Genomic DNA, 25,662 nt, shown 5'->3' with positions numbered 1-25,662 from the left:
CTGCTTGTCTTAGTTAGTGAACTTTAGCCCCTTGTGTCCCACTTGAGCCTGACACAGAGGGCTGGGACGGCGAGCGAGCGGACCTGGTGCTGTGCGTCCCGCAGAAGTCCTCCCACGTGATGAGCCGCGCGGCCTACCTCCGCAACGCGGAAACGGTTCGTACTGAATGCCACCGGATCGCAGGGCTCCGGCTTCCGGGGGGTGGCGTCAACATCCAACTCAACGCCCGCGACGTTCCCTCCCACGATGAGCTCTACCTGACCTACACCGGCAGCTCCATCGAGTCCGGGGACGAAGGCGTCGTCGGACGGGGCAACCGGGTCAATGGGCTCATCACCCCGCTACGGCCGATGAACATGGAGGGCGCCAACGGCAAGAACCCCGTCTACCACGTCGGCAAGCTCTATAACCTGGCCGCTGAGCGCCTCGCCCACCGTCTTCACGAGGAGACCGGTGAATACGCCGAAGTCCATCTGGTGAGCACCACGGGACAGCCGCTCGACCAGCCCGGGCGAGTCCTCGTCCGGCTCGCCGCACGGGACGCTCAGCCGGACAAGGTCCAGGCACTCGTGGCGGAGGCCCTGGGATCCTTCCCTGATCTGACGGACGAGATCGTACGGGAGGGCGTGTGCCTGAGCTGACTGGATCCAGGCTCTCCGACCCACCGCCAGGATGCCGTGACCGGCTCCTCACGCACTACGGTCCCGACGTCACGGACTGGCTGTCGACGGTTCCAGAGACGCTGGCGGACATAGGACAGAGGTGGGGGCTCACACCCGTGGGGTACCACGACGCTGGGCACGCCTCCGTCCTCGTGCTCGCCGTCTCCTCCACGGGTGAACGCGTCCTACTCAAGGCGTGGCCGGATTCTGACCGCTGTGCTCGGGAGACCGCAACCTTGCGGCTCTGGTACACCGTGCCGACGGCTCGTGTCCTGGAAGTCGACAGGGAACGGTCCGTCGCGGCCCTGTCGCTCATCGGCGGACGCCCGGGAGGTGGCCGGCGCTCAGTTGATGACGCACAGAGAGTCGCTGAGGTCATCCAGGCCGCCCACGATCAGGGGCGTGCTGTGGAGGGACACCACGAGTTCCCTGAGCTGTCCTCCTGCCTCGACGAGGAGGTGCGGCCCCGGGTGCTCCGGCGCCTGGGCTCCCTGGATCCGGACATGCCTCGTCCGCTGCTCCAGGCTGGGCTGCGGGAGCTCGAATCCCTCAACCAGACGCGTCAGCACAGGACGGTGCTCCACGGAGACCTGTACCAGGAGAACACCGCCTGCGACGAGGGGGGACATCCCCACCTCCTTGACCCCCTTCCGATGTACGGGGACGCGGTCTTCGACTGGGCCTTCTGGATCGTGTACTACCGGCTCGGACGAGGAACGGACGAACGCCTCGCACTGGCGGCTCGGGCGTCGGGGATCGGGGAGGGACGGCTGCGCTCATGGTGCCTGGCGACGTGTTTGGACGGGCTTCTCTACTACCTGGAGGTAGGTGATACCCGCGCTCCGGTGATGGCCCGGGTCATGCGCGGTCTGTTCCGAGGATCGGAGGTGGCCTGGTGACCACCTACTTCGTTCGGCACGGGCGTACCTCCTACAGCGCCCGCTACCTGGTCAACGGCTCCCCGGACATCCCCGTGGTCCTGGACGAGGAAGGCGTCCGGCAAGCGCGAGCGATCAGCCCTCGCGTTCAGGAGATGGCCGTTCGCTGCTGCTGGACGAGCTCCTTCCCCAGAACACGGCAGACGGCCCGCTTGGTCCTAGAGGGGACCGACTGTCCTCGATCCGTTGACCCCCGTCTGGACGAGCCCGATTACGGGGTGTTCGAGGGACGGCCCTTCCTGGAGTACGCCGCCTGGTTGAGGAGGCACGGGCCCACCGCGCGGCCCCCGGGTTCCCGGGAATCCCAGCGCGAAGCCCTGCTGCGGATGCTCAGTGGATGCATGTTCCCGCCCCCAAGTGAGGCACCCCGGCTCGTGGTCGCGCACGGCCTCCTCCTCTCGGTGCTGAACTGGTTCCGTTCGCGGGGACCTCGGACCAGCGTTCCGACCTTCTTCCCCGAGGCCCCCTACCTGGAGCCCCTCGCCGTTTCCGACCAGTGTCTCCGCGATTGGGTGACTCACCTGAGCGATGAGCTCCGTGAGGAGCTTGATTCCAACAAGGTCGGGGGTGGCTCGGGGATATCGTCAAAGGGCGATCGCACTGTCATCGGCCTGCCCGAACCAGTGCCCACATTCCTGGAGGAGACCGAATCCGATGCATGACGCCCGCGTACTGATCGACCTGGGCCCCGAAGCCGTTCGCAAGCTCGCCCGCCGCGGCTACTCTCTGGACCTGTCCTCTCTGGAGTCTCTCCAGTCGCGACGTGTGCAGAGCATCCGGTCCGCCGAGGAGATGCGGGCCGACGCCAAGCGCGTCGCCAAGGAGGTGCAGCGGACCGCCAAGGAGGGCGGTGACATCACCGACCTCAAGGATCACGCCCGCAAGCTCAAGGAGCAGATCCGCGAGGTGGAGGCCGAGCAGGAGACGGTCCAGGAGGAACTGGACCAGTTCCTCCTGGGGACCCCGAACCTTCCCCTCGACGAGACGCCCGACGGAGTCTCCGAGGAGTTCGCCACCGAGGTGCGCAAGGTCGGCACTCCGCAGGCGTTCTCGTTCGAGCCGAAGGACCACGTCGATCTCGGCGAGGCCATGGGCATCTTCGACTTCGCGCGCGCCACCAAGCTCTCGGGTCCCCGCTTCACCGTCACGCGAGGTGTGGGAGCCGAGCTCGAACGTGCGTTGGCATCACTGTTCCTGGCCATCCACACCCGGCGGCACGGCTACGTCGAGCACGGAGTGCCGTTCCTGGTCACCCCGGCCACCATGACCGGAACCGGGCAGCTACCCAAGTTCGAAGAGGACCTCTTCAAGACCGGGGTGGCGGACCGGTCCCTCTACCTCATCCCCACCGCCGAGGTGCCTCTGACCAACCTGTACGCCGATGAGATCATCCCGACCAAGGAACTCCCACTCGCGCTGACCGCGCACACCCCCTGTTTCCGGTCCGAGGCCGGTTCCTACGGCCGCGACACCCGGGGCGTCCTGCGCCAGCACCAGTTCTCCAAGGTCGAGATGGTGCGCCTGTGCGCCGCCGAGGACTCCCAAAAGGAACTGGAGGCCATGGTCGGCCACGCCGAGGCCTGCATGAAGGAACTCGGCCTGGCCTACCGCGTCATCCTGCTGCCCGCTGGCGACATGGGCTTCTCCGCCCAGATGACCTACGACATCGAGGTGTGGCTGCCCAGCCAGAACACCTACCGCGAGATCTCGTCGGTCTCGGACTGCGGAACCTTCCAGGCCCGTCGAGCCAACATCCGCACCCGCGGCGCGGACGGCAAGACCACCCCCGTGGCGACCCTCAACGGGTCCGGTCTGCCCATTGGCCGCACCCTGGCCGCCCTGCTGGAACAGAACCAGCAGCAGGACGGCTCCGTCGTGCTTCCCGAAGCACTGACCCCCTATCTCGGATACCGCCGCATCGCGGCGGACGGCACCCCCCAGGAGTAGCGATTGCTCGTCGGCGTCTGCGATTTCCCCGGAACCTACGCTTTCCCACCCCACGGATACGGCGGAATCGAGCGGTGGCTGTGGGCCACCGCTCTCGGAGCCCGGGCCGCGGGCGCCGACGTCCACCTTCTCGGCCCCGCCTGGCGCGATGACCTCGGACCGGACTGGGAGCGCCATCCGGTCCGATTGGAGGACGTCGGGACCAGATCAACAGAACTCAAGGCACTACGGGAGTCCCGTTACGACCTGCTCATCGTGGGCCACGAGTACCCGTCACTTCCGGCATGGCGCGAGACCGCCGACACCCTCGGCTGCGACGTCGCCACCTTCCAGCACTCACCAGTGTTCCGCCACGACGCGGACGCCTTCGACGGGATCAGTCGCAGGCTCTACTGCTACTCACGGCAGATGGCCGACCGCTACCGCGAGCACGAACCGATCCAGGAACTGGCCGTACACGCTGGGCTGGATGAGCGAGAACCGGCCTCCGCGCACGGTGAGGGACTGGTGTGGGTGGGCCGCGTGGACAAAGACAAGTGCCCCCATCTGGCGATCAGGGCAGCCCAGATCCTGGGCAAGCGCATCCACATAGTGGGACCGGTCTTCGACCACGAGTACGCCGGCCGACACCAGCGCCTGTTCTCCGCCGATCATGTGGAATGGGTGGGGGAACTCGGCGGGTCGGCCAAGACTCGCGCCTTCCGCGACGCCGAGGTCTTCGTCTACACCTACTCCCGCGACTACGTGGAGGCCGGAGCGGCGGTCTTCGGGGAGGCCCTCCGCGCGGGCACACCCATCGCGGCGCTCGCCTGGAACGAGGGCACCTGCGTGGAGGCGGCCCTGTGCGAACGGACCGGCAGCCAGGTCGTGTTGGACCCGGCCGTGGACGACGAGACCGCCGCCCAAGCCCTGGCCCAAGCGATCGAGGAAGCGTCCGAGCTTCCGCATCGGCGTGTCCAGAAGATCGGCCTCAGCCGCTTCGACGTCAAACGACACTTCGAGGCGCTCGCGAGGACGCCGTGACGGAAGGACCCGACCCCTACCTCATCCCCCACCACCTCGGCCGCGTCCTGGGTCCCAACTGGGAGATCGAGACCGAAGGAACACGACTCCGGATTCGGCACGCTCATAGAGGATCCGCTTTCACACCCGCGCGCCGTCCTCTGCCCTGGGGCGAGTTCCTGGCACTGATCGAGGAAGCCTACGCGGCCCAGGGTGTGAGGCGCGCCGAGTGCTTGCCGCTGCGGTGGGGCCAGGATACCGACCTGGTCGTCTCCGCCGTGCAAGCGCTCGATCCCCTACTCAAGGGAGGACATGACCTCACCCACCGTCAAGGGTTCCTCCCCCAACCCGTCGTGCGCTTCACCGGCCGAAGAGACGCGCGGGGACGGCTCCTCGACGGCTTCCTGACCTCCTTCGTCAACGTCTCCCACGTGAGCCCGATCAGTGGAGTCAAGGAGTACGCCGAGGCCTTCGATTGCTGGTTGTCCGTACTCTCCCGCGTGGGCTTGCATGCCCGTCATGTCACGTTGAGCGGCGACCTGAGGGTGTGGCACCGCCGCGAGGTCTCGGGGGTCACGCTCCGCTTCCATTACGCGGGCGTCGGTCTCGGAGACATCGTTCTGCTGTGGAACGCGAACGACCCCCGGCGTATGGCGGTTGACCTCGGGTCCGGGTTGGAGAGGCTGGCGTGGGCAAGGACACGTCGGCCCTGGCCGGAACTGATCCACGACAAGTTCGCCCACCACGCGGACACGGACGTGCTGGACGCCGTGCGTACCGCGACGCTGATCCTCGGCCACGGGATCGCTCCAGCGTCACGAGGGGCTGGGGCAGCGGTACGACGTCTCACCCGCTCCATCCCGACCGGTACGGCGCCGTTCGGGCTCAGCTCGCTCTGCCGCGCCTACCACCGGCACTGGGAGACCTTCACCCCGATGAGGGTCGGTTGGCCACAGGTGACCACGCTGTTGGAGCGCGAGGTGTCCCGCGGACACGTTGCTGTACCCCAGGCGAGGATCGAGGGGCCCCAAGGAGTAGGCACCAAACGCCAGAATGCGGCACGGTCTTCGGTGCACGGCTGAACCGACTGGCGTCGACGGTTTCATCGTCACCATCAACATCAGCCCCGGCAAGAGACTGGGATACCGCCATCGTCGGCCGGAGCATCGCTGACGCCGTCGCTTCCTCTGGCATGGCGCACCAGCTGACCACCATCGTCCACCAGGCCCGCACCGAGGAACGCCCGTGATCGTCACGCCCCTTCGACTCGACCGGATCGGCGAAGTCTTCCACCTCATGGAGCTCGGCGAGCCGTACATCTCGACGACGATTGGGTGATTCGGCCTGGATCACGAGTCCGGGTCTTCCCGGTCCAGGAGCGCGAGCAGGCCGTTCACGTTCGCCCGAACGAAGTCGGCGAGCTGAGACGGAAGGAGACGGAGCTCCGAGACGGCCTCCCGTGTGGCGGGAACACGGACCACTTCGTAAATGCCGCGCCCGGGTTCGGCGAACTCCGGCCCTGTCCGGCTTTCCAGACTCATGGACATCAACCGAGCCGCGAAGACATGCTGGAGACCGATTCCATCGGAAAGGTGGTCGGTGATGAGCAGAACCGGGTGGACTCGAGCGATCCCACCACCGATCTCCTCCGCCACCTCGCGGTGCAGAGCGGACTCGACACTTGTGTCCCCAGGCTCCAAACCACCACCGACAGCAACCCAATAGGGCTCCCGGCCGGGTTTGGTGCGCTTAATGAGTACGAGCCGTCGGGCGCTATCGAAGATGAGGCCTCGGGCACTCTGCCTGACGATCCGATCCATGACCTCTCGTCTCTGATCGCCCGTTCGCGAGTCGTGTTCGGCAGTGTCTGCCGACCCGCCGCCTGTTCTCGGCCCGTCAGGAGTTGAGCCGGTCCAGCGCCGCCCGGAGCCGCTCCAGCGTGCGCTCACGTCCGAGCAGTTCCAGCGACTCGAACAGCGGCAACCCGACCGTACGGCCGGTCACCGCCACCCGCACCGGCGCCTGAGCCTTGCCGAGTTTGAGCCCCAGGGCGGCCCCGGCCTGCTCAAGGGCCCCCTTCAGGGAGTCGGCGTCCCAGTTCAGGGCCTGGTCGGAGTAGGCGGCGATCGCGGCGGTGAGCATCTCCGCGCCGATCCCGGGCTTCATCGCCTTGGCCCAGCTCTTCTCATCGAAGACCGGGGCGTCCAGGAACAGGAAGTCCACGTTCGCCACGATCTCGCCCAGCACCGCCACACGGCTCTGCGCCAACGGCGCGATCTGCGCGAAGACCTCCGCGTCAAAGTCCTCCGACCGCCACGGAACCCCCTCACCCTCCAGGTAGGGGGCGCAGCGTTTGGTGAACTCGCCGGTGTCCAGGGCGCGGATGTAGTCGCCGTTGAAGGCGCGCAGCTTCTTCTCGTCGAAGAACGCGGGCGAGGAGTTGACGTCGGCCAGGTCGAAGAGCGGGACCATCTCCTCGATGGGCATGATCTCGCGGTCCTCACCCGGCGCCCAGCCCAGCAGCATGAGGTAGTTGACCATCGCCTCGGGCAGGAACCCCTCGGCCTGGTAGGACTCCAGGGCGACCTTGTCGCGGCGCTTGGACAGCTTCTGGCGTTTTTCGTTGACCAGGACCGGGGCGTGCGCCCACACCGGAGGGGTGTGGCCGAGCGCCTCCCACAGCAGTTGCTGTTTGGGGGTGTTGGACAGGTGCTCCTCACCCCGGATGACGTGGGTGATGCCCATCTCGGCGTCGTCGACCACGTTCGCCAGCACGAACAGGGCGGTGCCGTCGCCCCGGGCGATGACGAAGTCCTCCAGGGCCTCGTGGCCGAACTCCACCCGGCCGCGGATCTGGTCCTCGACCACGGTCGGCCCGCCCTCGGGGATCCGGAAGCGCAGCGCCCGGCCCGCTCCGGCGTCCAGGCCGCGGTCGCGGCAGAACCCGTCGTAACCCAGGTTGGGGTTGTCGCGCCGCGCCTGGACCTGGTCGCGGGTGCAATCGCAGTAGTAGGCCAGCCCCTCCTTGCGCAAGCGCTGGGCGACCTCGGTGTGCCGGTCGGCGGCCTCGGTCTGGGAGTAGGGGCCCTCGTACTCGGTGGCATCCACACCCAGCCAGGCCATGGCAGCCAGGATGCCCTCGGTCCATTCGGGGCGGGAACGGGCGGCGTCGGTGTCCTCGATCCGCAACACCATCGTGCCGCCGGATTGTCGCGCGACCACCCAGTTCAGCAGCAGGGACCGGGCGTTGCCCACGTGGAACATACCGGTCGGCGACGGTGCGAACCTGGTACGAATCGAGCTATCAGTCACCCCACAGAGCCTAGCGCGATCCGCTGCTGCACCGGGGCGGGACAACGATTGGGCGGAAGAATCCAGGGCCGTGATCAGAGAGTCCGCTGGACACGACCCCGTACAGCTCAGCTCTCCTGTTTACTTCACGGGTACCGAGCCCACACGCCGTCGAAAGCGAGCCCTCCCGTGTCCGACACCCCCTCCGTCTCGCGCACTTTCCCCGTCTCGGTCAAGGGCGTCGCCATCCGCGACGGCCAGGTGCTGTTGTTGCGCAACGAGCGCGACGAGTGGGAGCTGCCCGGCGGCAAGATCGAGATCGGGGAGACCCCCGAGGGGTGCTTGGCCCGGGAGATCGAGGAGGAGACCGGCTGGCCCGTTCAGGTGGCCGAGATCCTCGACTCGTGGATGTACCACATCACCCAGGTGGACCGGCACGTCTTCATCGTCACCTACGGATGCCACGTGGGCTCTCAGGCCCCGGTGGTGGTCTCCAGCGAACACAAGGAGGCCGGGCTGTTCACCGAGGCCCAGGTGCCCGACCTGCCGATGCCCGAGGGGTACAAACGGTCGGTCCTGGACTGGTTCGCCCGCTCCCGCGCGTGAGCGCTGCTCCCGCCATCCGCTGGCTCTGGCTACTGCTCGAGGCACGCCGCGCCCTGAAAAGCCGGGAGTTGGCGGTGATCCTCCGCTGCCACCGGACACTGACCGGGTTGTCCCAGGCGGCGATGGGAGAGCTCCTGGGGTACGACCCCTCCTACGTCTCCCTGCTCGAGCGGCGGCAGCGCACTACCGCCAAGATCGGCGACCCCTCCGGCAGGTCAGAGGACCGCCCCACCCTGACCGACGCCGACATCGCCCGCAACCTGGCCACCTACCGCGACCAGGTCGCACCGTTCTTCGACTTCACCCGAGCCGACTTCCGACACAACAGCTCATGGCTCAGCGAGGTCCGGCTGCCCGAACTGATCGAGATCCTGGCCCAAGTCCCGGTGTCCATGTCACTGCAGCGCGAGGACTTCCGTACACGTCTGGAGCAGGGGCACGGGTTGAGCACGGCGGAGTTCATCTACTCCGTGGTCATGGCCATCGACTCGGTCAAGATCGAGGCCGACATCGAACTCGGCGGTGTGGACCAACTGCTCAACATGCAGATGGGACGCAAGGTCATAGAGATCACCGACCAGAAGCCCCAGCTCGTCGCCACGATGCCGCTTATCGAGGGCACCGACGGCACCGGCAAGAAGATGAGCAAGAGCATGGGCAACTACATCGCTCTGAGCGCCGCCCCCGAGGACATCTTCGGCAAGGTCATGTCGATCCCCGACCGACTGGTCAGCCCCTACCTGCGCGCATGGACCGAATGGAGCAACGCGGAGATCGACTCCGTGAACGCGCGTGTGGAGCAGGGGACCCTGCACCCGATGGACCTGAAGAAGGTCCTGGCGGGCGAGGCGGTCGCCGCGCTTCACGGCGTCGAGACCGCGATGTCGGCCCGAGCCGCGTTCACCGCCCAGTTCTCCCGTCGCGCGTTCGGTGACATCGACACGCTCCCGGTCGTGGACGCGGCCTCCACCAGTGAGGTTTTTTCAGTGAAATGATCTCCGCGGAGTGGGGTGATCCGCGCGGTCCCCGGCGGACCGGACGAGTGGCACCTGGATGCGAGCAGACGTAAAGCCCCTGGTAGGACAGGTCTCACCACAAGATCATGTCCACAGCTACCAGAGGCTTCACGTTGGTCACCTATTCTGCCATCCTCGACGTCCCACGCCACCTCGTCGAGTTCCTCGCCCGCCACCTGGCCGCCCACCGGCGGCGGATCGGCACCCCGAAGGGATCGCGGGCACTCGGACCGTTCCGCCAAGCGGTGCTGGTGCTGCGCTGGTTCCGCGAGCGCGGCTGCGTGCACTGCCTGGCCAGCGACGCCGGCGTCTCCCAGGCCACCGGCTACCGGCTACCGCTACCTGCGCGAAGGCATCGACGTCCTCGCCAGCCAGGCCCCCGACCTGCACGAAGTCCTGACCCGCTGTCGCCACGAAGGCATGGCGCACATCATCCTCGACGGCACGCTGATCGAGTCCGACCGCCTCGCGGGCGTCCGTGAGAACGGCAACGACCTGTGGTTCAGCCAGAAGCACAAGGCCTTCGGTGGCAACATCCAGTTCCTGTCTGCACCGGACGGTACCCCGCTGTGGGTCTCCGATGTCGAACCCGGCTCCACCCCCGACATCACCGCCGCCCGTATCCACGCCCTGCCCAACCTGTACCCGGCGGCCCGCGACGGCCTGCCGACACTGGCCGACAAGGGCTACCAGGGCGCCGGTATCGGCGTGCACACCCCCATCAAACGCCCGGCGGGCAAGGGCGAAGGGGCGCTCCACGTGGACACCCGGATGCACAACGCGCTGTTGCGGCACGTCCGTGCGCTCGGCGAGCGCACCGCCGCCGAGCTCAAGGAGCGCTGGCGGACGCTGAAGCACGTCACGCTCAGCCCGAGTCGGATCGGCGATATCGCCCGCGCGGCTCTGGTCCTCAACGGGCAGTGGAAATGATCTTCGTTGAGAAAACCTCACTCCGCACAAAGGGAACAAAGTTCCCAATTCCAGCGAAAACGGTGGCGGTTTCGCTGGGGTGGTTGATGGTGGCTTGGGTGAACGAGGTTCTTCAACACGTGTGGCCCGGAAACGTCACCGAATCCAGAATCACCACGGCAGACGGGTGCGCCCGGACCGGTCGAAAGCGGCACGAACCGTCAACGGCCCGCCCCACTCACCGGTGAAGTCCCAGTACAAGGCCATCGCGTCCACCAGCGCCAACCCGTACCCGCCTTCCAGCACGAGGGCTCCCCGCTCCGCCGGGCCGGCCGCGGTGGCGACTTCGGGAACGGTGATCTTCTCTCCCGGCCGAGGACCGTCGTCGGTGACACGGAGCAGGAAGAGGCAGCGGCGCCGCTCGATCTCGATCCGCACCCGGCCACCCGGAAGCCCCGAAGCGGTGTGCCTCAGGGCGTTAGCGTGCAGTTCGGCCAGCGACACGACCACGGGCTGGGCCACCGAAGGCGTCGCCCTGATGGCCCGCGTGGCCCATCGGCGCACGGTCCGCACGTGCTCGGGGTCGGGACCGCACACCAGGCCGCTCACATCGGGGTTCGTGTGAGGGATGCGCCTGGGCAGGTCGATCGTCGGCTGGACTGAAGCCATGGTTTTCCACCGAGTCCTTTCGCTGTCGCCTTGGCTGCCGTGGGAGAGCCCGCGCGAAAAGGATGTGGCCAGGACGATCGCCCGGTGAAGGCCGTACGGAGAGTTCCCGAATCTTCCATGGTCCTTTGGAATTCTGTGGAATCCCCCATCGGGCGTGACTCTTTGTGGTCACATGGCCTCATGCACACAGACGAACGTGCCCTCAAGGCCTTCGGACGGGAACTGCGCAAACTGCGCACGGAAGCCGAGCTCACCCAACAGGCCCTGGCCCGGCGGGTCAGCCAGCGCGGCACCACGATCAGCGACTCGCACGTGTCCGACATCGAGAACGGCCGGGCGATGGCCCGTCCGTGGCTACGGAAGTTCCTCGACGAGATCCTGGAGAGCGACGGCAGGCTGGAGCAGCTCTGGGAGGAGCTGACGGGCTCCGGCCGGCAGGTGTGGCTGCACGAGGTCACCAAGCGCACCCACGCCGCCGACGCCCTGTTCGAGTACCAGCCCCTGGTGTTCCCCTCATACCTTCAGACGGAGGAGTACGCTCACGCGCTCATCCGCTACGGATCCCCTGGCTGTCCGGGCGAGAGGTTCGGGCACTCGCCAAGGAGCGCCGGGAACGCACGGAGCGTATGGCGAAGGCCGAACTCCCCTCGCTCTGGTTGATCATCGACCAGAGCGTGCTGGCCCGCCGCTACGGTTCCCCGGGGATCCAACGGGAACAGCTCGCCCATGTCGCTAGCCTTGTGGACAGCGACCGGTTGACCGTGCAGATGGTGCCGACGAACTCTCCTCGTCACGCGGGGAACTCAGGTCCCAGGCGCATCATCACGACCGCCGACGAGCCGGAAGTGGTCTACATGGAATCCGCCGAAGAAGGCCGAATCATCACCGATTCCGCTGGTATCTTTCGTAGCCGCTTGCTGTTCACGGCCCTCCAGGGAGCAGCCCGCGACCCGCAGGAGACCTTGCAGGCCATCCGCGACGAGATGAGGAAGATCGACGATGAGTGACTGGCACAAGAGCAGCTACAGCGGCGGGTCGAACGAGTGCGTCGAGGTCCGCGAGCACAGCACCGGAGCGGACGTACGCGACACCCAGAACCGCGAGTCGGGACACCTGACCTTCAACGGTTCCGAATGGCGCGCCTTCCTCAACACACTCCACTCCACTAGCAAGTGAGAACCTACGAGACGGCCTGTCCGTTCTCCAGGTAGACCGTCGTGCCCTCCTCACGGGCTCGAGCACCATGGGTGATCCGGCGTGCGAGCCGGGGGATCGTCACCTCTGCGATCGTGTCCACGTCGTGGAACTCGTACCCGGTCAGCTCGGCTGGATCGAGGACGATCTGGTCCAGCCAGTCCTGGTCGAGCACGCCCCCGTCGAAGACGAAGAGCTGCTTGTCGCCCTCGGAGGGGTTGGGCGCCCAGTCGACAACGAGGAGTCGCCCGATCGGCGGGGTGATACCGAGCTCCTCCTTCACCTCACGAGCCACGGCCTGGGTCGGTGCCTCCCCGTGCTCGATGTAGCCACCGGGGATGTCCAGATAGTCCTTGTAGGAGGGGATCACCGTCATCACCCGAGCGAGGTGATCGAAGAACAGGGCGCCAGCGGCGACCCTCGGGCGGGCGAAGGATTCCGTGGGATCAGAGGCCATGCCCTGACACTAAAGATCCCCGTGCCAGGGCGCTTTCCTCCAGGACACCAGGGCTCAGCCCGTCTGTGCTGCGGCACACCCATCCGAATAGGACTCGGGCGCACCGCAGCCAGCACTCACTTCGCACCGAAGCGCAGATCGGCGATGGTAGACAGGTCGATGCCGTAGCGGGTGTAGACCTTGGTGGTGTTCTCTCCCGTCAAGTCCGCCTCTGCATAGCCGAGCAGCGCCGCGATGCGCACCACCTCGGCACGACTGTTCGCCTCGATCTCCAGGTAAGCGGGAATGCGCGGCCAGGAGTCAATCTCCAGCTGGGCCCCATCGAGGGTGAAGCTGTGCCTGCGGTTCTCCTGGTAGGCCTTGGGGGTGTAGCCGAGCTTGCCCAACAACGCGTTGGCGGTCTCGAAGTCACCGACGGCTGTCTCCGTCTCGCGGGTGCCTCCGATGGCGTCGGAATCGATCTCCTTGACCGTGAGCGTCACCTCGTTGCCGGTGTCGCGCAGCCGTACCCATCGCGAAGCATCACCGGGTTCGATGTCGTAGACGTAGCGGCGCTGGAGCACCTCCCCCAGCTCCTCGCCGCCCTTGTCGAGGATGAGCCGGGCCACCCGACCAGGATCAATGCCCAGCACCTTGGCCTCGTACTCGATCGCGTTCATGTTGTTGGGTTTCCTTCCGTGTGGTGTGTTGTCGTGGGCGAAGTGGTGGGGGTGCGGTGGTTGGCTTCCAGCCTGTCACGGTCGGCCTGGCGGAAGCGGAGGATCTCGGTACTCACAGGGCCGTTGAGGAAGTCGTCGATCGGTTGGCACAGGTCCATGCGCTGCAGGCACACGCCGGCCAAGTAGTTCCCTGGGCGGTCCCGGTACAGGCGCAGTCCGTAGAAGCCTTCCTGGCAGTCGGTGTCGTTGTTGAACCAGCACCCCCGACAGGTTGCGGGCAGGCGCACCGGGCGGATCCACTTGACGTGGATACGGCGCCGTCCGCCATCGATGCTGTAGGCGGTGCGCGCCCCGGAGGCTCCTGCCGTGAGGCGGCGGGCCTCGGCGACGGCGCCGCGCTGGGCCAGGACTTCGTGGATAGCGTCGATGGAGGCCTGACCGTGGTCAAGGGAGTTGAGCAGACGGACGGACAGCTCGGGCGCGTAGGTGTCCAGGAGACGGTGGACGCGGTCGATGTGGGTGTGGTCGAGGATGACGATGTTGGCGCTGGCGCGGACTCCGTGATCAACGCAGGCCTGGATGGAGGCGTGTAGGGCCTCGATCTTGGCGGTGGCCTTGGCGGGGTCGCGGAAGCGGTCGTGCTGGACCTGGGCGAGTTCATCGGGGGTGGTGCCGAAAATGGAGAAGTTGACCCGGTCGAGCCCTACATTCGCGCAGGCGGGTATCTGCCGGGCTCCGTTCTCACCGTTGGAGGTCATACACACCCGATACCCCTGATCGGTGGCGAGGCGGACCAGGTCGGGCAGACGCGGGTGGAGTGTGGGTTCGCCCCCGGTGAGGTGGAGTTCAGTGAAGCCCATGCGCTCACGCAATCGGTGCAGGGCATGAGCGAAGTCCTCATCGGGTGGGATCGTGGCCGGTAGGAAGCTGGAGCCATTGGTGGCAGCATAAATCGACGTTCTTCCGGAGCTTCCAGCGGTCAGAAAGGGTCCTGGGCCGCTGCGGCGGTTGTCGACCACGACAGGCGTGCCCTCGTTGTGGCAGAAGGTGCAGGTCATACCGCAGGCATCGAGGATTTTGACGCGCAGCGTGGTGTCGGTGTCGATGTGCGTCGGCAGTGACTCGACGGCCGATGAAGTGTCCATGGACGGACTCCTGTGACAGCGCTCTCGGTGGAGCGGGAGGGTGTGTCACAAGCGACGATCCCGTTGCGGGTACCGCCCTTCCCATCCCTGGTGGATATCCCCCCGGGGATGATTGAGGCCGCGTCCACGTCGACCTATGAAGGAATGGAAGGAAGCCATGCCCGGTCATCCCTGGGAGAGAATCGACATTCCGGCGTGGGCATGGGAGCGACAGGACACACAGCGGCTCCTACGAGAGCGCGACATCGCTGGTCTGCTTCGTCTGGCCCAGACCCATGGAGCGAGCCAGACCCGGATCGCCTCGACGACCGGCATCGCTCAGGGGCGGGTGAGCGAGATCCTGAGCGGAAGGCGGACGGTCAGCTCGCTGCATCTGATCGAGCGGATCGCTGATGGGCTCGGCATGCCCGACCGCTCCCGGATGTTGTTCGGCCTGGCACCCCAGCAGGCGCCTCTGGAGTCGGGGCGGTCTGCTGCCGCCAGCAACGCCACACGTGCCGCGCCGTCGGAAGCATCGGCCATCGACCACCAGGTGCGCGAACGTCTGGAGGTCGCGTCCATCGATCAGGCGCTCGTCCGTCTTTTCGGGCAGCAAACGCAGAACCTGCGGTTGATCGACCGAAAGCTTGGATCCCATTACCTACTGGCCCAGAGCCAGGCGCACGTTCAACAGATGCACGAACTGCTGCGCCACTCGATCCCCGGGCCCGTGCGGCGGGGCCTCGCCCGAGCCCTGGCCGAGGCCGCCTCCCTGACCGGATGGCAGGCACTGGACGCGGGGGGTGTGGCAACGTCCTGGCGCTATTACGAAATCGCCAAATCGGCCGCACGTGAAAGTGAAGACCCCGTGGTCCTTGCCCACGTGAGCGCCGAGCAGATCTACGTGCTCTTGGACAGCGGTCGGGAAAACGAGGCGCTGGCGGTTATCAGAGCGGCGCACGACGAGGGAGGAAAGGCACTGCCGCCCTTGCTGTGCTCGTGGCTGTGGGCAGCCGAAGGAGAGGTGCGTGCGTCGCTCGGCCAGGAGCCGCAGTCCCAGAGGGCGCTGGAACGGGCCTTCGCCCTTCTACCGCAGCAGCCGGACGACCCCTCGCTGCCGTTCCTGATGTTGGACCACACCCATCTCCTGCGCTGGCGCGGGCACTGCTTGGCCCGCTTGGGGCACAGCGAGGCGATCGAGGACCTCACCCGCGCGCTCGATGGCATCGCCCCGTTGGAGCTCGGACGCGCCGAGGCCGGACTGCGCACCGATCTGGCCGTGGCCTACTCCGTCCACGGCGACCTCGCTCAGGCCCGTCGCCAGGCACAGCGCGCCACTGAGCTCTCCAAGCGGTCCGGTTCTGTCCGTCAACGTGCCCGGTTGGCCCGGCTCCTGGAACCTCGGGCTCCGTCAGGAGGCGAGGAGGTGGAGCAGGGCGACAAGGGTGCCTGAGCTCTGTACTCGCCCCTCGGCGACCAAGCTGCGGACCTTAGCCAGGGGCACCCATTCGTAGACGCCCTCGTCGAACTCGGTCGGGTCCGCGACAAGCTCGGCGCCTCGACCGACGAAGACGTGGTGGGGGCTGCGGACCGTGCCGATCATCGGCTCGAACGTGGCCACGTGCTCCACCGCGCCGACCTGATGCCCGGTCTCCTCCAGGGCTTCGCGGACAGCGGTCTGCTCCGGCGTCTCCGTAGGGTCCAGGAGCCCTCCGGGCAACTCCCACCCCCACACATCGGGCACGAACCGGTGCCGGTAGCTCATCAGGACATCCTCTTCGGTCCGGTCCAGAATCGCGATCACTGCGGCCGAGGGCAGGGTGACGGTGTGGTGCTCGAACCTGTTCCCGGAGGGAGTGGTGATGTCGGCCTTGCCCAACCGCACCCACGGGTTGTCGTACAGGGTGCGCTCACCGTGCACCACCCAGCGGCCTTGGCCGTCCTTGGTCCCATCCATGCCCTGAAACTACCGTGTCAAGGCCCGAGTCGAAGGAACTGGTCCAGTTCCACCACCCGCCCGAGGCAATCCCAGCGCGCGCCAGAGTCTCCATCACACCCGGCACGGAACACTCCTGAAGGCGACGGCGCAGGGGGCGTCCAGACGGCCCCTGTGGGCGACGACCGCACCGGCCGCGGCCGTGAAGTGCGGGGCCAGGTGCTCGCCGTCGCAGGAGCTCAGCACCACCCCGCGCAGCCCGACGCCCAGTGCGTCCCGGTAGTGGCCCAGGGTCCCCGCGAGGTCGGCGGCGGGCACGTACTGCGCCTCGCCGTGGAGGTCCTCGAAGAGCAGGCGGTCGCCCTCGCCGTGGCAGGCCAGGTGGAGCACGTCGGGTCTGACGTCGAGCACCCGCCATACGTCGGTCGGCCCTGCGGCCTGTACCGTCTCGACCTCGGCTCCGACGGAACGGAGCGTGTCCACGACCGCCCGGGGGCGAAGTCCCCCACACCCAGCGGGGCGGCGGTCATCAGCAGCACCCTGAGGGGTGCCCGTCCCATGGGGAGGGGCCACGGGCTTGTGAACGGGGCTCCCCCCAGGAAGACGGGGTTGTGGGGATAGTGTCGGCGGGCCGCTTCCAACACACGGCGACGTCCGTCCGCCATCACGCCCTGGTCCAGTTCCTCCGCCACCCGGTCCCAGAAGTCGCCCGCGGTGTCGGTGCCCGTGGGGATCTCGGAGGACGGGAATCCCGCCTCATGCAGCAGGCGGCGCGCACGCTGCGCGGGAGGGAAGATCCGGGCGAGTTCGTCGATCTCCTCGGGGGTCATCCGTGTGTCCGCCACCAGGCCCTCACAGGACGTCAGCGAGTGTCAGCGGCTCGGGCAACACGCTCCTGTACCGGCGCAGCAGGTGCCCCCTGGTGCTGGCCCGGACCACGCCCGTGATCCCGGTGCTCACGCCCCGGCCGGAGCGCACGACGAGGACGAGGCGGTGCGAGCCGTCCAGAGGCGTCGACCGGGTGCGGGAGAACTCCCAGCCGGGGTCGTCGCGCAGTTCGCGCACCCCCAGGAGGAAGGGGGCTGTTCGGGTGTGGGAGCTGTGGGCCTCGTACCCGCCGAGGGTCAACTCGGCGTCCAGGAACCTGAGTTCGGGACCCAACCTGAATGTTCGCGTCATCTGTTTCACGTCGTCGACGCGCATCGGGGAGATCGACCAGGCCACCGGTGCCCGGACATTCTCCGCGGAGGACAGTTTGAGCTCCACCGAGCAGGTGTGCAGCTGGGACAGGCGGGGTCCGTTCCTGAAGGAGACCGACAGGTATACCAGGTGGTAGACGCTGTGTTCGGCCTCCTGTTCCACGAACATCCGCAATTGGGGATCGTCGGAGACGTATTCCGGGGTGAGTGGAACCGAGACCGGACCGCCGAGGAAGACACGTCCCTTCAGCGGGTCGGGGCCTCCGGAGACCGGCCGTACCGGCGAAGGCCCGTCCGAAGGTCCGTCCGGCCCTCGGGTTCCGTCCTCCGAATCGAATTCCAGGGGGGACTCGGCCAGTTTCGGGGGAGCGAACTGGAACATGGGCCTCCTTCGAGAGGAAACACCTGGGGGTAGGAAAATACCCGACAGAGCCCACCATAGCCGTTTCTCCGGTACCGCGAAGGTGACCGGAACAGGCGGTCGAACACTTTACGGACGGCGTCACCAGAAGGGCGAAGCGGTGTGACGGCTCTGACGTACCGTGGCCGTTCTGGTTCGGATACGGTCGGATACCGGAGCCCGGCGATCGGGTTCGCGGACGAGGGAGCAGTACCCGCACCACGACAAGACTGCCGGGAAGGGAGTCACCGTCATGGCGTGGATCGTGCTCATCGCCTCGGGCATGCTGGAGGCCGTCTGGGCCGCGGCGCTGTCCGCCTCCCAGGGATTCAGGTACCGGCGCCCCACCCTGCTGTTCTTCGTCTCCCTCAGCCTGAGCATGGGCGGCCTCTCCTGGGCCATGACCTCCCTTCCCACCGGCACCGCCTACGCGGTCTGGGTCGGTGTCGGCGCCACCCTGACGGTGCTCTGGGGGGTCTTCAGCGGCCAGGAGCGGATGACCACCGCCCGCCTCCTGCTGCTGCTCCTGTTGGTCGGATCGGTCATGGGCCTGAAGGCGGTGAACTGACGTGCCGTGGTTCGTCCTGCTCGCCAGCGCCGTGTTCGAGGCCGTCTGGGCCACCGCCCTGGGCATGTCGGACGGGTTCTCCCGGCCCGGACCCACGTCCGTGTTCCTCGCCGCCCTGACCGTCAGCATGCTCGGCCTCGGCTGGGCCGCCCAACACATACCGATCGGTACCGCCTACGCTGTGTGGGTCGGTGTCGGTGCGGCCCTCACCGTCGCCTACGCGATGGCCACCGGTTCCGAGAGCGCCTCACCCGTCAAGGTCGTCTTCCTCGCCGGGATCGTCGCCGCGGTGATCGGACTCAAGCTCGTCCCGGAAAGCCCGCGGACCGGTCCCAGGCGGAGCTCCGGGAAGGGCCGGGCACCGGACGGCGCCCCCGCGCACGGCCCGGAGTCCGACCGGAGGTGAACGCCGCACCGACGGTGTGCCCCAGCCCTTACCGGCCGGGGCACTGCGGATCCCCGCCAACACAGCGTGCACAGACAGGATGACCGAATGCGCCCGAACCTCACCCGGCGTTCGACCCCGCTGCCGGCCCCCGAGACCAGAGAGGGCTCCCCTCCCGCGCCGCCAGCGGACGGCAGCCGGAGCTTCCGCCCCGAGGTCCAGGGTCTGCGCGCCCTGGCGGTCCTGCTCGTCCTGGTGTACCACCTGGACGAGCGGCTCCTGCCCGGCGGCTACGTCGGCGTCGACGTCTTCTTCGTCATCTCCGGTTTCCTGATCACGTCGCTGCTGTACCGGGAGGCGACCGGGAACGGCCGGGTCTCGCTGGTCCGCTTCTACGTGCGCCGGGTCCGGCGGCTCCTGCCCGCCTCGATCGTCGTGCTCGTGGCGACCGGCGCCGCCTCGCTCCTGCTGCTACCGATCACCCGTGTCGCCGACACCGCCTGGCAGCTCATCGCCTCCGCGGTCTACGTCGAGAACCTCTACCTCGCCGATCAGGCCGTGGACTACCTCGCCGCGGAGACCCCGCCCAGCCCTGTACAGCACTTCTGGTCGCTGTCGGTGGAGGAGCAGTTCTACGTCGTCTGGCCGCTGCTATTCGCCCTCTGGCTGCCGGCCCGGCGGCTCTGGCGCAGCGGAACGGCGGTCCTGGTCGCGCTGCTGGGCGGGGTCTTCGCCCTGTCCCTGGCCGCCTCCGTCCTCCAGGTGGGGGGCGCGACGGCCTACTTCCTGCCCACGACACGGGCCTGGGAGCTCGCCGCCGGCGGCCTGCTGGCCGTCGCCCTGGCGCACGGCCACCTGCCCGCCGCGCTGCGGCCGTTCCTGGGCTGGGTCGGCCTGGCAGCGATCGTCGGCTCGGCCGCGCTCTACGACTCCGGGACCGTCTTCCCCGGCTGGGCCGCCCTCCTGCCCGTGCTGGGCACGGTGGCGGTGATCGCCGCGGAGGACTCCCCCGGCCGCCTGTCCGCCTCGGCGCTGCTGAGCACGCGTCCGGCCCGCTTCGTCGGCGACGTCTCCTACTCGCTCTACCTATGGCACTGGCCGGTCATCATCCTCACCCTCGCGGTGCTGCAACGGGACACCCTGGGCGTGCTCGGTCTCGTCTTCGCCGCCGCACTGTCCCTGCTGCTGGCGTGGGGATCGAAGGTGTGGGTGGAGGATCCGGTGCGCGACCGCGGCCTGGTCCCCGATGGGCGCAGGGCCCTCACCGTGGCCGTGGCCGGACTGGCGGTGGTGAGCGCCGTGGCGGCCGTGGGCCTGGTCCAGGTGGAGCGCGCACGCAGCGCGGAGTTCGACGCCGACGTGCACACGGGCCCGGCAGCGCTGGGAACGTCCGCCCCGTCCTCCGGGGACCTGCTGTACCCCACCCCTCTGGAGGCCGCAGAGGACGTCCCCGTGGTCTACGACGACGGTTGCCAGGCCCCCCATTCGGCCGCCGAACCCTCCGAGGGGTGCGTGTACGGCCCCGAGGACGCCGAAACGACCGTGGCCGTCGTGGGCGACTCCCACAGCACCCAGTGGTTCCCCGCGCTGGAGGAACTGGCGCGGGAACACGGTTGGCGCCTTCTCATCCGTACCAAGTCCTCGTGCGCGTTCACGGACACGCTGCAGCTCTACGACGGCAGCCCCTACCAGGCATGTCGGGACTACAACCGCGCCGTGGTCGACGAACTTCTCCAGGCCGAGCCCGATGTCGTGTTCACCAGCTCGTCGATCAGAACCGACCCCGCCGATGAGGAGGCCTCCGACGCGGAGGCCAAGACGGCGGTGGCTGAGGGGATGGCACAGTTGTGGCGGGAGGTCACCGCCGCCGGAACCAAGGTCGTCATGATCCGGGACACGCCCCGCACCACCGGTGACGTCTTGGAGTGCCTGGCCGCCAATGGCGACGACCTCGCACGGTGCGACCGTCCCGAGGAGGAGGCGCTGGAGCTCGGAGACCCCCAGGAGCAGGCGGTCGGCATGATCGGTGAGAACGCTGCGCTCATCGACATGAGCGACCGGCTCTGCGGGGAGGGCACGTGCCCGGCGGTGATCGGCAACGTGGTCGTCTACCGCGACTCCCACCACATCACCGCAACCTACGCGCGGATGCTCTCGGAGGACCTGGGCGAGCGCGTCGGCGCGGTGCTCGGATGAGCGGGGAGGGCCGCGCTCAGCCGTCGGTTCCCGGCTGCGGGCCGCCGCCGTCGGGCTCCGCCGTCCGCACGGTCTCCGGGAAGAGGCCGCGCAGCCGGTGCGCCACTTCGGTGAACCCGGCGCCCGCGAGCAGGTCCACCTGCTCGCGGGCGAAGTCCGCCCGCCGCTCCTCGTCCGCGGAGTCGATGAGGCCGCGGACGATCGCCACCTGGACGTCCTGTTCGGCGGCGGCCCCGACCGCGGTGCCCTCGGCCGGCCACCAATAGCTCTCGTACCCCTCCTCGTCGACGTCACTGCCGGGGCCGTGCTCCAGCGGCGGTCTGGCGTCGAAGGGGGTGAGCTCCTCCAGTTCCGCCAGATCGTCGGCCTCCTCAGGAGGTGCGGCCGGGGGGAAGGGGGGCGGGTCCAGACCGTCCTCGGCGGCGCGGATCGCCTCCCACAGCTCCCGGTCCTTGCGCAGACCCGCGAGCCTGCGCAGGCGCTCGGCGTCCGCGTCCGGCAGGCGCAGCCGCACGTCCTCGGCCCACGTGACGATCCCGGTGCCGGGCACCGACCGCTCGGCGGCGAGCAGCGCGCCGAGTTCGCACTCGGCCGGACCGGCGTCGCAGGGCGAGACGTCACGGGCGAGTTCGGCGGCGGCGGTCACCACGGCGTGCACGGCGGGGGCCGCCGGGTTGCGCAGGCGCAGGTCCACGTACCCGTCCCAGCGCCAGTGGACCACGGCGGAGAACTCCAAGCGGTGGTCGGTGGCGGCGCTGCGCAGCGCGACGGTGCGCACGCGCGTGCCCGGAACCGCTTCTTCGGCGGGGTCGGTCCGGGCCGGTTCGCCGGGGCGGTCGGTCTTCGGTGTGCCGCCGCGGGGCACTGGACGGCGTGTCCAGGGGAGCAGGGCGGCGGCGGCCAGGAGAAGGGCGGGGCCCCACAGCAGAAGCCATACCGGGGGAAGGAGGTAGGCACCGCAGGGGGCGATGAGCAGGAGCGCGCCGAGGGCCATGGCACGTGGACGGAGGACGGGGGACACGGCAGGCACGTCTCCTCTCGCGGTGCGTGGTGGGGGTGGGAACGGACGGCTACGGGGTCCGGCGGAGGGCCGCTTGCGCAACAGTCTGCCGGAGTGCCCGGCCTCGGGAGGCGGTAACGGCCCTCTTCGCGGGGGAAAGCGCGGAACGCACGGCCCGGTCGGTCCCTACGAGGGCGAGGGCGGGCCACCGGGACCGATCAGCCGTCGGGGCCAGGACGGGGGAGGCACGTGGGGACTTCTCCTTTCGGTGCTCCGACCGCACCGGACGAAAGCGGAGCGGAAAGGCCGGAGAGGAGGGGCGCCGCCGTTCGAACACGTCCTACGGTGGCACCAACGGCCGGGGCGATCAAATCAACCTGTGGAAAACGCACGCGGAACACCGCCCTGCCGCTCGACAGGGCGGAGAACACGTGTATCGACCGATGACGTCACCGATGGCGTTCGGACGCGCCTCGGGCACGCGGAACACCGATATCGGTATATCGGTGCAGCTTTTTCGGGGGGTCGGCCCTGACTGCTTTACGTCCTCTGGACGCCTTCGGGGGGCGGCCGCCGGTGAAACGCGGCGCCCGACGGCTCCCGCGCTCAGTTCTCCGAAGCGGCCTTCCGGTCGGACTTCTTCGATTCGGGCTTGGCCCCGGCGTTGTCCCGGTCGAACGCCTGCTGGGCCCGGCCGTCGCGCTCCCACGTGACGAAGCGCTCGCTCTCGCCCAGGAGCATGGTGGTGAGCCACACGGCGGCGCCGACGTCGTCGGTGATGCCCAGCAGCGGCACCAGGAGTTCGGGGATGAAGTCGACCGGGGAGAGGATGTAGACCGCCAGGAGGATCATCCCGGCGAACTTGGCGGGGGTGAGCTCCTTGTAGTGCCCCTTGGCCCGGGCGCCGATCATCCTCGGAACGGCCTTCACCCGCTGCCACACGGAGATGTCGCCGCGGGTGTTCTGGACGACCTGCCAGGCGGCGGCGCCCGCCGCGGCCCGATTCTCCTTGCGCATCGTTCTCCTCCTCGGGGGGACACACCGCTTCTCACGATGTGACGTGATCGGCGCCTGATTCGTTCCCCGATCCCGACAGGCCAACCGCTGTCCGGGGTTGTGAAACGGCGCCGTGGCCGACCTCACCCCGCACACCTCCGTCCACAGATTCCGGAGGAGGTGTTGAGACCGCCGCGCACCTGCGGGATCCTTGAATCGTCACGGCGCCGGAGAACAGGGCGCACACCCTCCCACACGACCCCTTTTCCCGACCATTAGCGATCACGCCCCGCTCTGTCCACGGTGTGGCCACATTCGGCCATCACCCCTACGGCATTTCGGCGGGTGCACAACCTCCTGTCCACTCCCCGCCCCCCACTGCCAGCACCGGAACCCGAAATACCGGCCACGTCCCTCCCACCGCACCACCGACCCCCTCGGGCACCGCCCGATTCCCACCGCCGAAAGGGGCGAATACGAGGACTCCCCCGCTGAGCCACACATTCGTTACGATGCGTCCGAGCGGCTTCTCCGAGCGGGAACGTCGGACCGGACCTCCCGTCAGCCCCCAGCGCTCAGAACCGATGGAGCTTGCCCAGTGTCCAATGCCCTTCCACGGTCGGCGACGACCGTCGCCCTGTTGGCGGACGTCCCCAGCACGGGCCACGTGGGTGAGGTCCGGGCACGGCGGTTCACGATGCACGGCGACGGTATCGGCGAACGCAGCGCCGAGTTCGTCTCCTTCGCCCAGCAGGAACTCGCCGCCGGACGCAAGGTCGTCGCCCTCTACCCCGCCTGGCGTGCCGAACGCGCCGAACGCGCGATCAACTTCGTACGCGGCGCGGCGGGCACCGACCACGTCGCGGGGATCGCCGTCGACCTCTCCCCCCTGGCCCTGTCGCTGATCGCCGACCAGCTCGCCTACCTCGCCCCCTACCTCCCCCCGGGGATGGTCGCCGCGCTCTGCGAGGAGCTGCCCCGGCACATCCTGGCCGGCGCGTGGCTGCGCTCGGTCTCCCATCTGTCCACCATCCCCACCTCCCTGCGCCAGCACATGGGCTCCTACGCGCCGTCGGTCTCCTTCCTCGCCTACTGCGCGCCCACCGCCCGCGTGGAGCGCCTGCGCCCCTCCGACCCGCTGGGGTCACTGCCCTTCCAGCCCGTGCAGCCGGTCCAGCTGCTGTGCTCCACCCCGGACCCGGGGATCACCCGGACCTTCGACGACCACCTGCCGCCCGCCATCCGGCCCGTGGCCACCCGCAACCTGCCCGCCCAGCCACTGGGGCCCGTGTACTGGGGCAGCGGCAGGTACGTGGAGTTCGTGGCGCTGAGCGCCCACCCCCAGGCCCTGGCCTACGCGGCCGGCTCCATCCGCGCCTCGGCCTGCTCCTGGTGCGGCGAGCCCACGGCCGCCCCGCGCTGCCCCTTCTGCTCCGCCACCGCCTCCCGGACACCGGTGCCGCCGATCGGGGGCCGACCCGCGCCGGCCCCCGGGATCCGCGCCGCCCCCCGCACCGGGCAGACATCCCCGTCCGAGATCGGTCCTCCCCCAGCACACCCCCCGCCGCCGACCTCCGACGCCTCCGCTCTCCCGCCCCGGACCCCACCGGTCCCGGGACCGCCTCCCCAGTCCGACCCCCACCGGTCCTACTCCCACTAGCGCTCTGTCCGCCTCGTGCGCCGCCCGATGACAAGGAAACGAAAGAGCCGTCCATGATGAACCCCCGCCAGCGACGAGGCGTCCTGCTCATGATCGTGGCGGCGATCGGCGCCGTCGCCGTGTTCGCCTCCGTGTTCACCTACCTCAGCTCCCAGCAGGAGCGGCTCGGCGACACCGCCACCGTCCTGCGCCTGGCGGCGGACGTGGACGCCTACCAGCCCATCGGGGAGGACTCCGTCGAGGCCGTCCAGGTGCCCCGCCTGTACTTCGACCCGGAGATCTTCATTACCGACCTCTCCGAGGTCGAGACCCCCGCCGACCAGCAACTGGTCGCCGCCGCCCACCTGCGGGAAGGCGTCTACCTCCAGCAGGGGATGGTGCTGCCCCAGCCCACCCTCACCGAGGGCGAACGCGAGATCGCCATCATGGTCAACGCCGAGACCGGTGTGGCCGGCAAGGTCACCCGCGGCTCCATCGTGGACATCTACGGCACCTTCCAGGCCCGCGACCACGGCGAGGCGTGCGCGGTGCGCGTCATCACCGAGGTGGAGGTCCTCGACATCGGCGAACTGCGGCCCCAGGAGAACCCCACCGGCGGCGTGGCCGGGGTCGTCCCCGTCACGTTCCGGCTCGAACCCGAGGACTCGCTCCGGCTCACCTACGCCGAGGACTTCTCCTCCACGCTGCGCTTGGCCCTGGTCGGCCCCGAGGGCGGCGGCTCCCTCGGATCCGGCGACTTCTGCAGCGGCGACTTCGACGAACTCATCGGTGCCGGGGACGGCACGGGAGACGCAGGCGGCGACCCCCTGGTCCCCGACCAGCGGCGCGCGCCGGAGAGGGGATAGACG

26 protein-coding genes, 3 pseudogenes and 1 riboswitch are annotated in these 25,662 nt (G+C 68.5%); of the genes and pseudogenes, 17 read left to right on the top strand and 12 right to left on the bottom strand.

From position 1 onward, the window contains the following. Positions 1–119: 119 nt before the first annotated feature. From ACFHWE_RS14880 to ACFHWE_RS14855, 6 genes are read left to right on the top strand one after another with little or no spacing between them, the layout of a single operon-like run. The gene (locus ACFHWE_RS14880; protein WP_416602159.1) at positions 120–641 is read left to right on the top strand and encodes a methionine adenosyltransferase; all 522 of its coding nucleotides are present in this window, start codon (positions 120–122) and stop codon (positions 639–641) included. Beyond that, positions 629–1,561 carry an aminoglycoside phosphotransferase family protein gene (locus ACFHWE_RS14875; RefSeq protein WP_416602157.1) on the top strand — a complete coding sequence of 311 codons (933 nt, stop codon included), beginning with the start codon at positions 629–631 and terminating at the stop codon, positions 1,559–1,561. The genes ACFHWE_RS14880 and ACFHWE_RS14875 overlap by 13 nt, the downstream gene beginning before the upstream one ends. Continuing rightward, positions 1,558–2,262, top strand: coding sequence for a histidine phosphatase family protein (locus tag ACFHWE_RS14870; RefSeq protein ID WP_416602155.1), 705 nt, complete (start codon positions 1,558–1,560; stop codon positions 2,260–2,262). The genes ACFHWE_RS14875 and ACFHWE_RS14870 overlap by 4 nt, the downstream gene beginning before the upstream one ends. Continuing rightward, positions 2,255–3,547, top strand: a complete 1,293-nt coding sequence (gene serS, locus ACFHWE_RS14865) for a serine--tRNA ligase (protein ID WP_416602153.1) — start codon at positions 2,255–2,257, stop codon at positions 3,545–3,547. The genes ACFHWE_RS14870 and serS overlap by 8 nt, the downstream gene beginning before the upstream one ends. A 3-nt stretch (positions 3,548–3,550) precedes the next feature. Beyond that, positions 3,551–4,570: a glycosyltransferase gene (locus ACFHWE_RS14860; RefSeq protein WP_416602151.1), complete on the top strand. Its 1,020-nt coding sequence runs from the start codon at positions 3,551–3,553 to the stop codon at positions 4,568–4,570. Continuing rightward, positions 4,567–5,631, top strand: coding sequence for a hypothetical protein (locus tag ACFHWE_RS14855; RefSeq protein WP_416602149.1), 1,065 nt, complete (start codon positions 4,567–4,569; stop codon positions 5,629–5,631). The genes ACFHWE_RS14860 and ACFHWE_RS14855 overlap by 4 nt, the downstream gene beginning before the upstream one ends. Positions 5,632–5,898: 267 nt before the next feature. Here ACFHWE_RS14855 and ACFHWE_RS14850 read toward each other — a convergent pair whose 3' ends face one another. Then, positions 5,899–6,369 carry an NUDIX hydrolase gene (locus tag ACFHWE_RS14850; RefSeq protein WP_416602147.1) on the bottom strand — a complete coding sequence of 157 codons (471 nt, stop codon included), beginning with the start codon at positions 6,367–6,369 and terminating at the stop codon, positions 5,899–5,901. A 76-nt stretch (positions 6,370–6,445) separates the two neighbouring features. Continuing rightward, complete coding sequence (gene gltX / locus ACFHWE_RS14845; RefSeq protein WP_416602144.1) at positions 6,446–7,861, bottom strand: glutamate--tRNA ligase; 1,416 nt, start codon at positions 7,859–7,861, stop codon at positions 6,446–6,448. 168 nt (positions 7,862–8,029) lie between these two features. Here gltX and ACFHWE_RS14840 point away from each other — a divergent pair, with 168 nt between their 5' ends. From ACFHWE_RS14840 to ACFHWE_RS14830, 3 genes and pseudogenes are all read left to right on the top strand, one after another. Further along, positions 8,030–8,446 (top strand): NUDIX hydrolase, encoded by a 417-nt coding sequence (locus tag ACFHWE_RS14840; protein ID WP_416602142.1) that lies wholly within the window; start codon positions 8,030–8,032, stop codon positions 8,444–8,446. Continuing rightward, entirely contained in the window at positions 8,443–9,441 is a 999-nt protein-coding gene (gene tyrS, locus ACFHWE_RS14835; protein WP_416602140.1) for a tyrosine--tRNA ligase, read from the top strand. Before ACFHWE_RS14840 ends, tyrS begins: the two co-directional genes overlap by 4 nt. A 134-nt stretch (positions 9,442–9,575) precedes the next feature. Then, positions 9,576–10,392: pseudogene (locus ACFHWE_RS14830) on the top strand (transposase family protein). Between the two features lie 150 nt (positions 10,393–10,542). Here the strand turns inward: ACFHWE_RS14830 and ACFHWE_RS14825 are convergent. Continuing rightward, complete coding sequence (locus ACFHWE_RS14825; RefSeq protein WP_416602138.1) at positions 10,543–11,040, bottom strand: ATP-binding protein; 498 nt, start codon at positions 11,038–11,040, stop codon at positions 10,543–10,545. A gap of 117 nt (positions 11,041–11,157) precedes the next feature. On the opposite strand from ACFHWE_RS14825, the pseudogene ACFHWE_RS14820 reads away from it, so the two are divergent. Together ACFHWE_RS14820 and ACFHWE_RS14815 are read left to right on the top strand one after the other, a co-directional pair. Next, a pseudogene (locus ACFHWE_RS14820) lies at positions 11,158–12,047 on the top strand (helix-turn-helix domain-containing protein). Continuing rightward, a complete protein-coding gene (locus ACFHWE_RS14815) occupies positions 12,040–12,216 on the top strand; it encodes a DUF397 domain-containing protein (RefSeq protein ID WP_416602136.1) in 177 nt (58 codons plus the stop codon). The pseudogene ACFHWE_RS14820 and the gene ACFHWE_RS14815 overlap by 8 nt, the downstream one beginning before the upstream one ends. 4 nt (positions 12,217–12,220) lie before the next feature. On the opposite strand, the gene ACFHWE_RS14810 is transcribed toward ACFHWE_RS14815, so the two are convergent. The 3 genes from ACFHWE_RS14810 to ACFHWE_RS14800 all read right to left on the bottom strand — a co-directional run bounded on the left by ACFHWE_RS14810 (position 12,221) and on the right by ACFHWE_RS14800 (position 14,495). Then, on the bottom strand, positions 12,221–12,691 hold the full coding sequence (locus ACFHWE_RS14810; protein ID WP_416602134.1) for an NUDIX domain-containing protein: 471 nt from the start codon (positions 12,689–12,691) through the stop codon (positions 12,221–12,223). Between the two features lie 116 nt (positions 12,692–12,807). Next, the gene (locus ACFHWE_RS14805) at positions 12,808–13,350 is read right to left on the bottom strand and encodes a class IV adenylate cyclase (protein WP_416602132.1); all 543 of its coding nucleotides are present in this window, start codon (positions 13,348–13,350) and stop codon (positions 12,808–12,810) included. Beyond that, positions 13,347–14,495, bottom strand: a complete 1,149-nt coding sequence (locus ACFHWE_RS14800) for a radical SAM protein (protein WP_416602129.1) — start codon at positions 14,493–14,495, stop codon at positions 13,347–13,349. Before ACFHWE_RS14800 ends, ACFHWE_RS14805 begins: the two co-directional genes overlap by 4 nt. 136 nt (positions 14,496–14,631) lie before the next feature. Here ACFHWE_RS14800 and ACFHWE_RS14795 point away from each other — a divergent pair, with 136 nt between their 5' ends. Continuing rightward, a complete protein-coding gene (locus ACFHWE_RS14795; protein ID WP_416602127.1) occupies positions 14,632–15,927 on the top strand; it encodes a helix-turn-helix domain-containing protein in 1,296 nt (431 codons plus the stop codon). Here the strand turns inward: ACFHWE_RS14795 and ACFHWE_RS14790 are convergent. From ACFHWE_RS14790 to ACFHWE_RS14775, 4 genes and pseudogenes are all read right to left on the bottom strand, one after another. Further along, complete coding sequence (locus ACFHWE_RS14790; RefSeq protein ID WP_416602125.1) at positions 15,886–16,431, bottom strand: NUDIX hydrolase; 546 nt, start codon at positions 16,429–16,431, stop codon at positions 15,886–15,888. The two genes, ACFHWE_RS14795 and ACFHWE_RS14790, sit on opposite strands and share 42 nt — an antisense overlap. Positions 16,432–16,524: 93 nt before the next feature. Further along, a complete protein-coding gene (locus tag ACFHWE_RS14785; protein WP_416602123.1) occupies positions 16,525–16,893 on the bottom strand; it encodes a CHAT domain-containing protein in 369 nt (122 codons plus the stop codon). Between the two features lie 125 nt (positions 16,894–17,018). Then, positions 17,019–17,240 (bottom strand): annotated as a pseudogene (locus ACFHWE_RS14780) (effector-associated domain EAD1-containing protein); the annotation flags it as partial. A 22-nt stretch (positions 17,241–17,262) separates the two neighbouring features. Then, positions 17,263–17,778: a hypothetical protein gene (locus tag ACFHWE_RS14775; RefSeq protein WP_416602121.1), complete on the bottom strand. Its 516-nt coding sequence runs from the start codon at positions 17,776–17,778 to the stop codon at positions 17,263–17,265. A gap of 404 nt (positions 17,779–18,182) precedes the next feature. Beyond that, positions 18,183–18,247, top strand: a riboswitch (guanidine-III (ykkC-III) riboswitch). A 15-nt stretch (positions 18,248–18,262) separates the two neighbouring features. On the opposite strand from ACFHWE_RS14775, the gene ACFHWE_RS14770 reads away from it, so the two are divergent. The 3 genes from ACFHWE_RS14770 to ACFHWE_RS14760 all read left to right on the top strand — a co-directional run bounded on the left by ACFHWE_RS14770 (position 18,263) and on the right by ACFHWE_RS14760 (position 21,158). Continuing rightward, positions 18,263–18,577: a DMT family transporter gene (locus ACFHWE_RS14770; RefSeq protein ID WP_416602119.1), complete on the top strand. Its 315-nt coding sequence runs from the start codon at positions 18,263–18,265 to the stop codon at positions 18,575–18,577. Position 18,578: 1 nt separating this feature from the next. Then, positions 18,579–18,983: a DMT family transporter gene (locus tag ACFHWE_RS14765; protein WP_416602117.1), complete on the top strand. Its 405-nt coding sequence runs from the start codon at positions 18,579–18,581 to the stop codon at positions 18,981–18,983. Positions 18,984–19,070: 87 nt separating this feature from the next. Then, the gene (locus ACFHWE_RS14760; protein ID WP_416602115.1) at positions 19,071–21,158 is read left to right on the top strand and encodes an acyltransferase family protein; all 2,088 of its coding nucleotides are present in this window, start codon (positions 19,071–19,073) and stop codon (positions 21,156–21,158) included. Positions 21,159–21,174: 16 nt separating this feature from the next. On the opposite strand, the gene ACFHWE_RS14755 is transcribed toward ACFHWE_RS14760, so the two are convergent. Beyond that, a complete protein-coding gene (locus ACFHWE_RS14755; protein WP_416602113.1) occupies positions 21,175–22,179 on the bottom strand; it encodes a hypothetical protein in 1,005 nt (334 codons plus the stop codon). 585 nt (positions 22,180–22,764) lie between these two features. Further along, positions 22,765–23,175: a YkvA family protein gene (locus ACFHWE_RS14750; RefSeq protein WP_416602111.1), complete on the bottom strand. Its 411-nt coding sequence runs from the start codon at positions 23,173–23,175 to the stop codon at positions 22,765–22,767. Positions 23,176–23,752: 577 nt separating this feature from the next. Here ACFHWE_RS14750 and ACFHWE_RS14745 point away from each other — a divergent pair. Further along, a complete protein-coding gene (locus tag ACFHWE_RS14745; RefSeq protein WP_416602109.1) occupies positions 23,753–24,814 on the top strand; it encodes a hypothetical protein in 1,062 nt (353 codons plus the stop codon). Positions 24,815–24,870: 56 nt separating this feature from the next. After that, positions 24,871–25,659, top strand: a complete 789-nt coding sequence (cpaB, locus tag ACFHWE_RS14740; protein ID WP_416602176.1) for a Flp pilus assembly protein CpaB — start codon at positions 24,871–24,873, stop codon at positions 25,657–25,659. The last annotated feature ends 3 nt before the right edge of the window (positions 25,660–25,662 follow it).

Source organism: Nocardiopsis sp. LOL_012 (genome assembly GCF_048060475.1).
GTDB lineage: Bacteria > Actinomycetota > Actinomycetes > Streptosporangiales > Streptosporangiaceae > Nocardiopsis.
The sequence above is the reverse complement of the archived record's forward strand: the minus strand, read 5'-3'. Positions and strand labels throughout refer to the sequence as shown.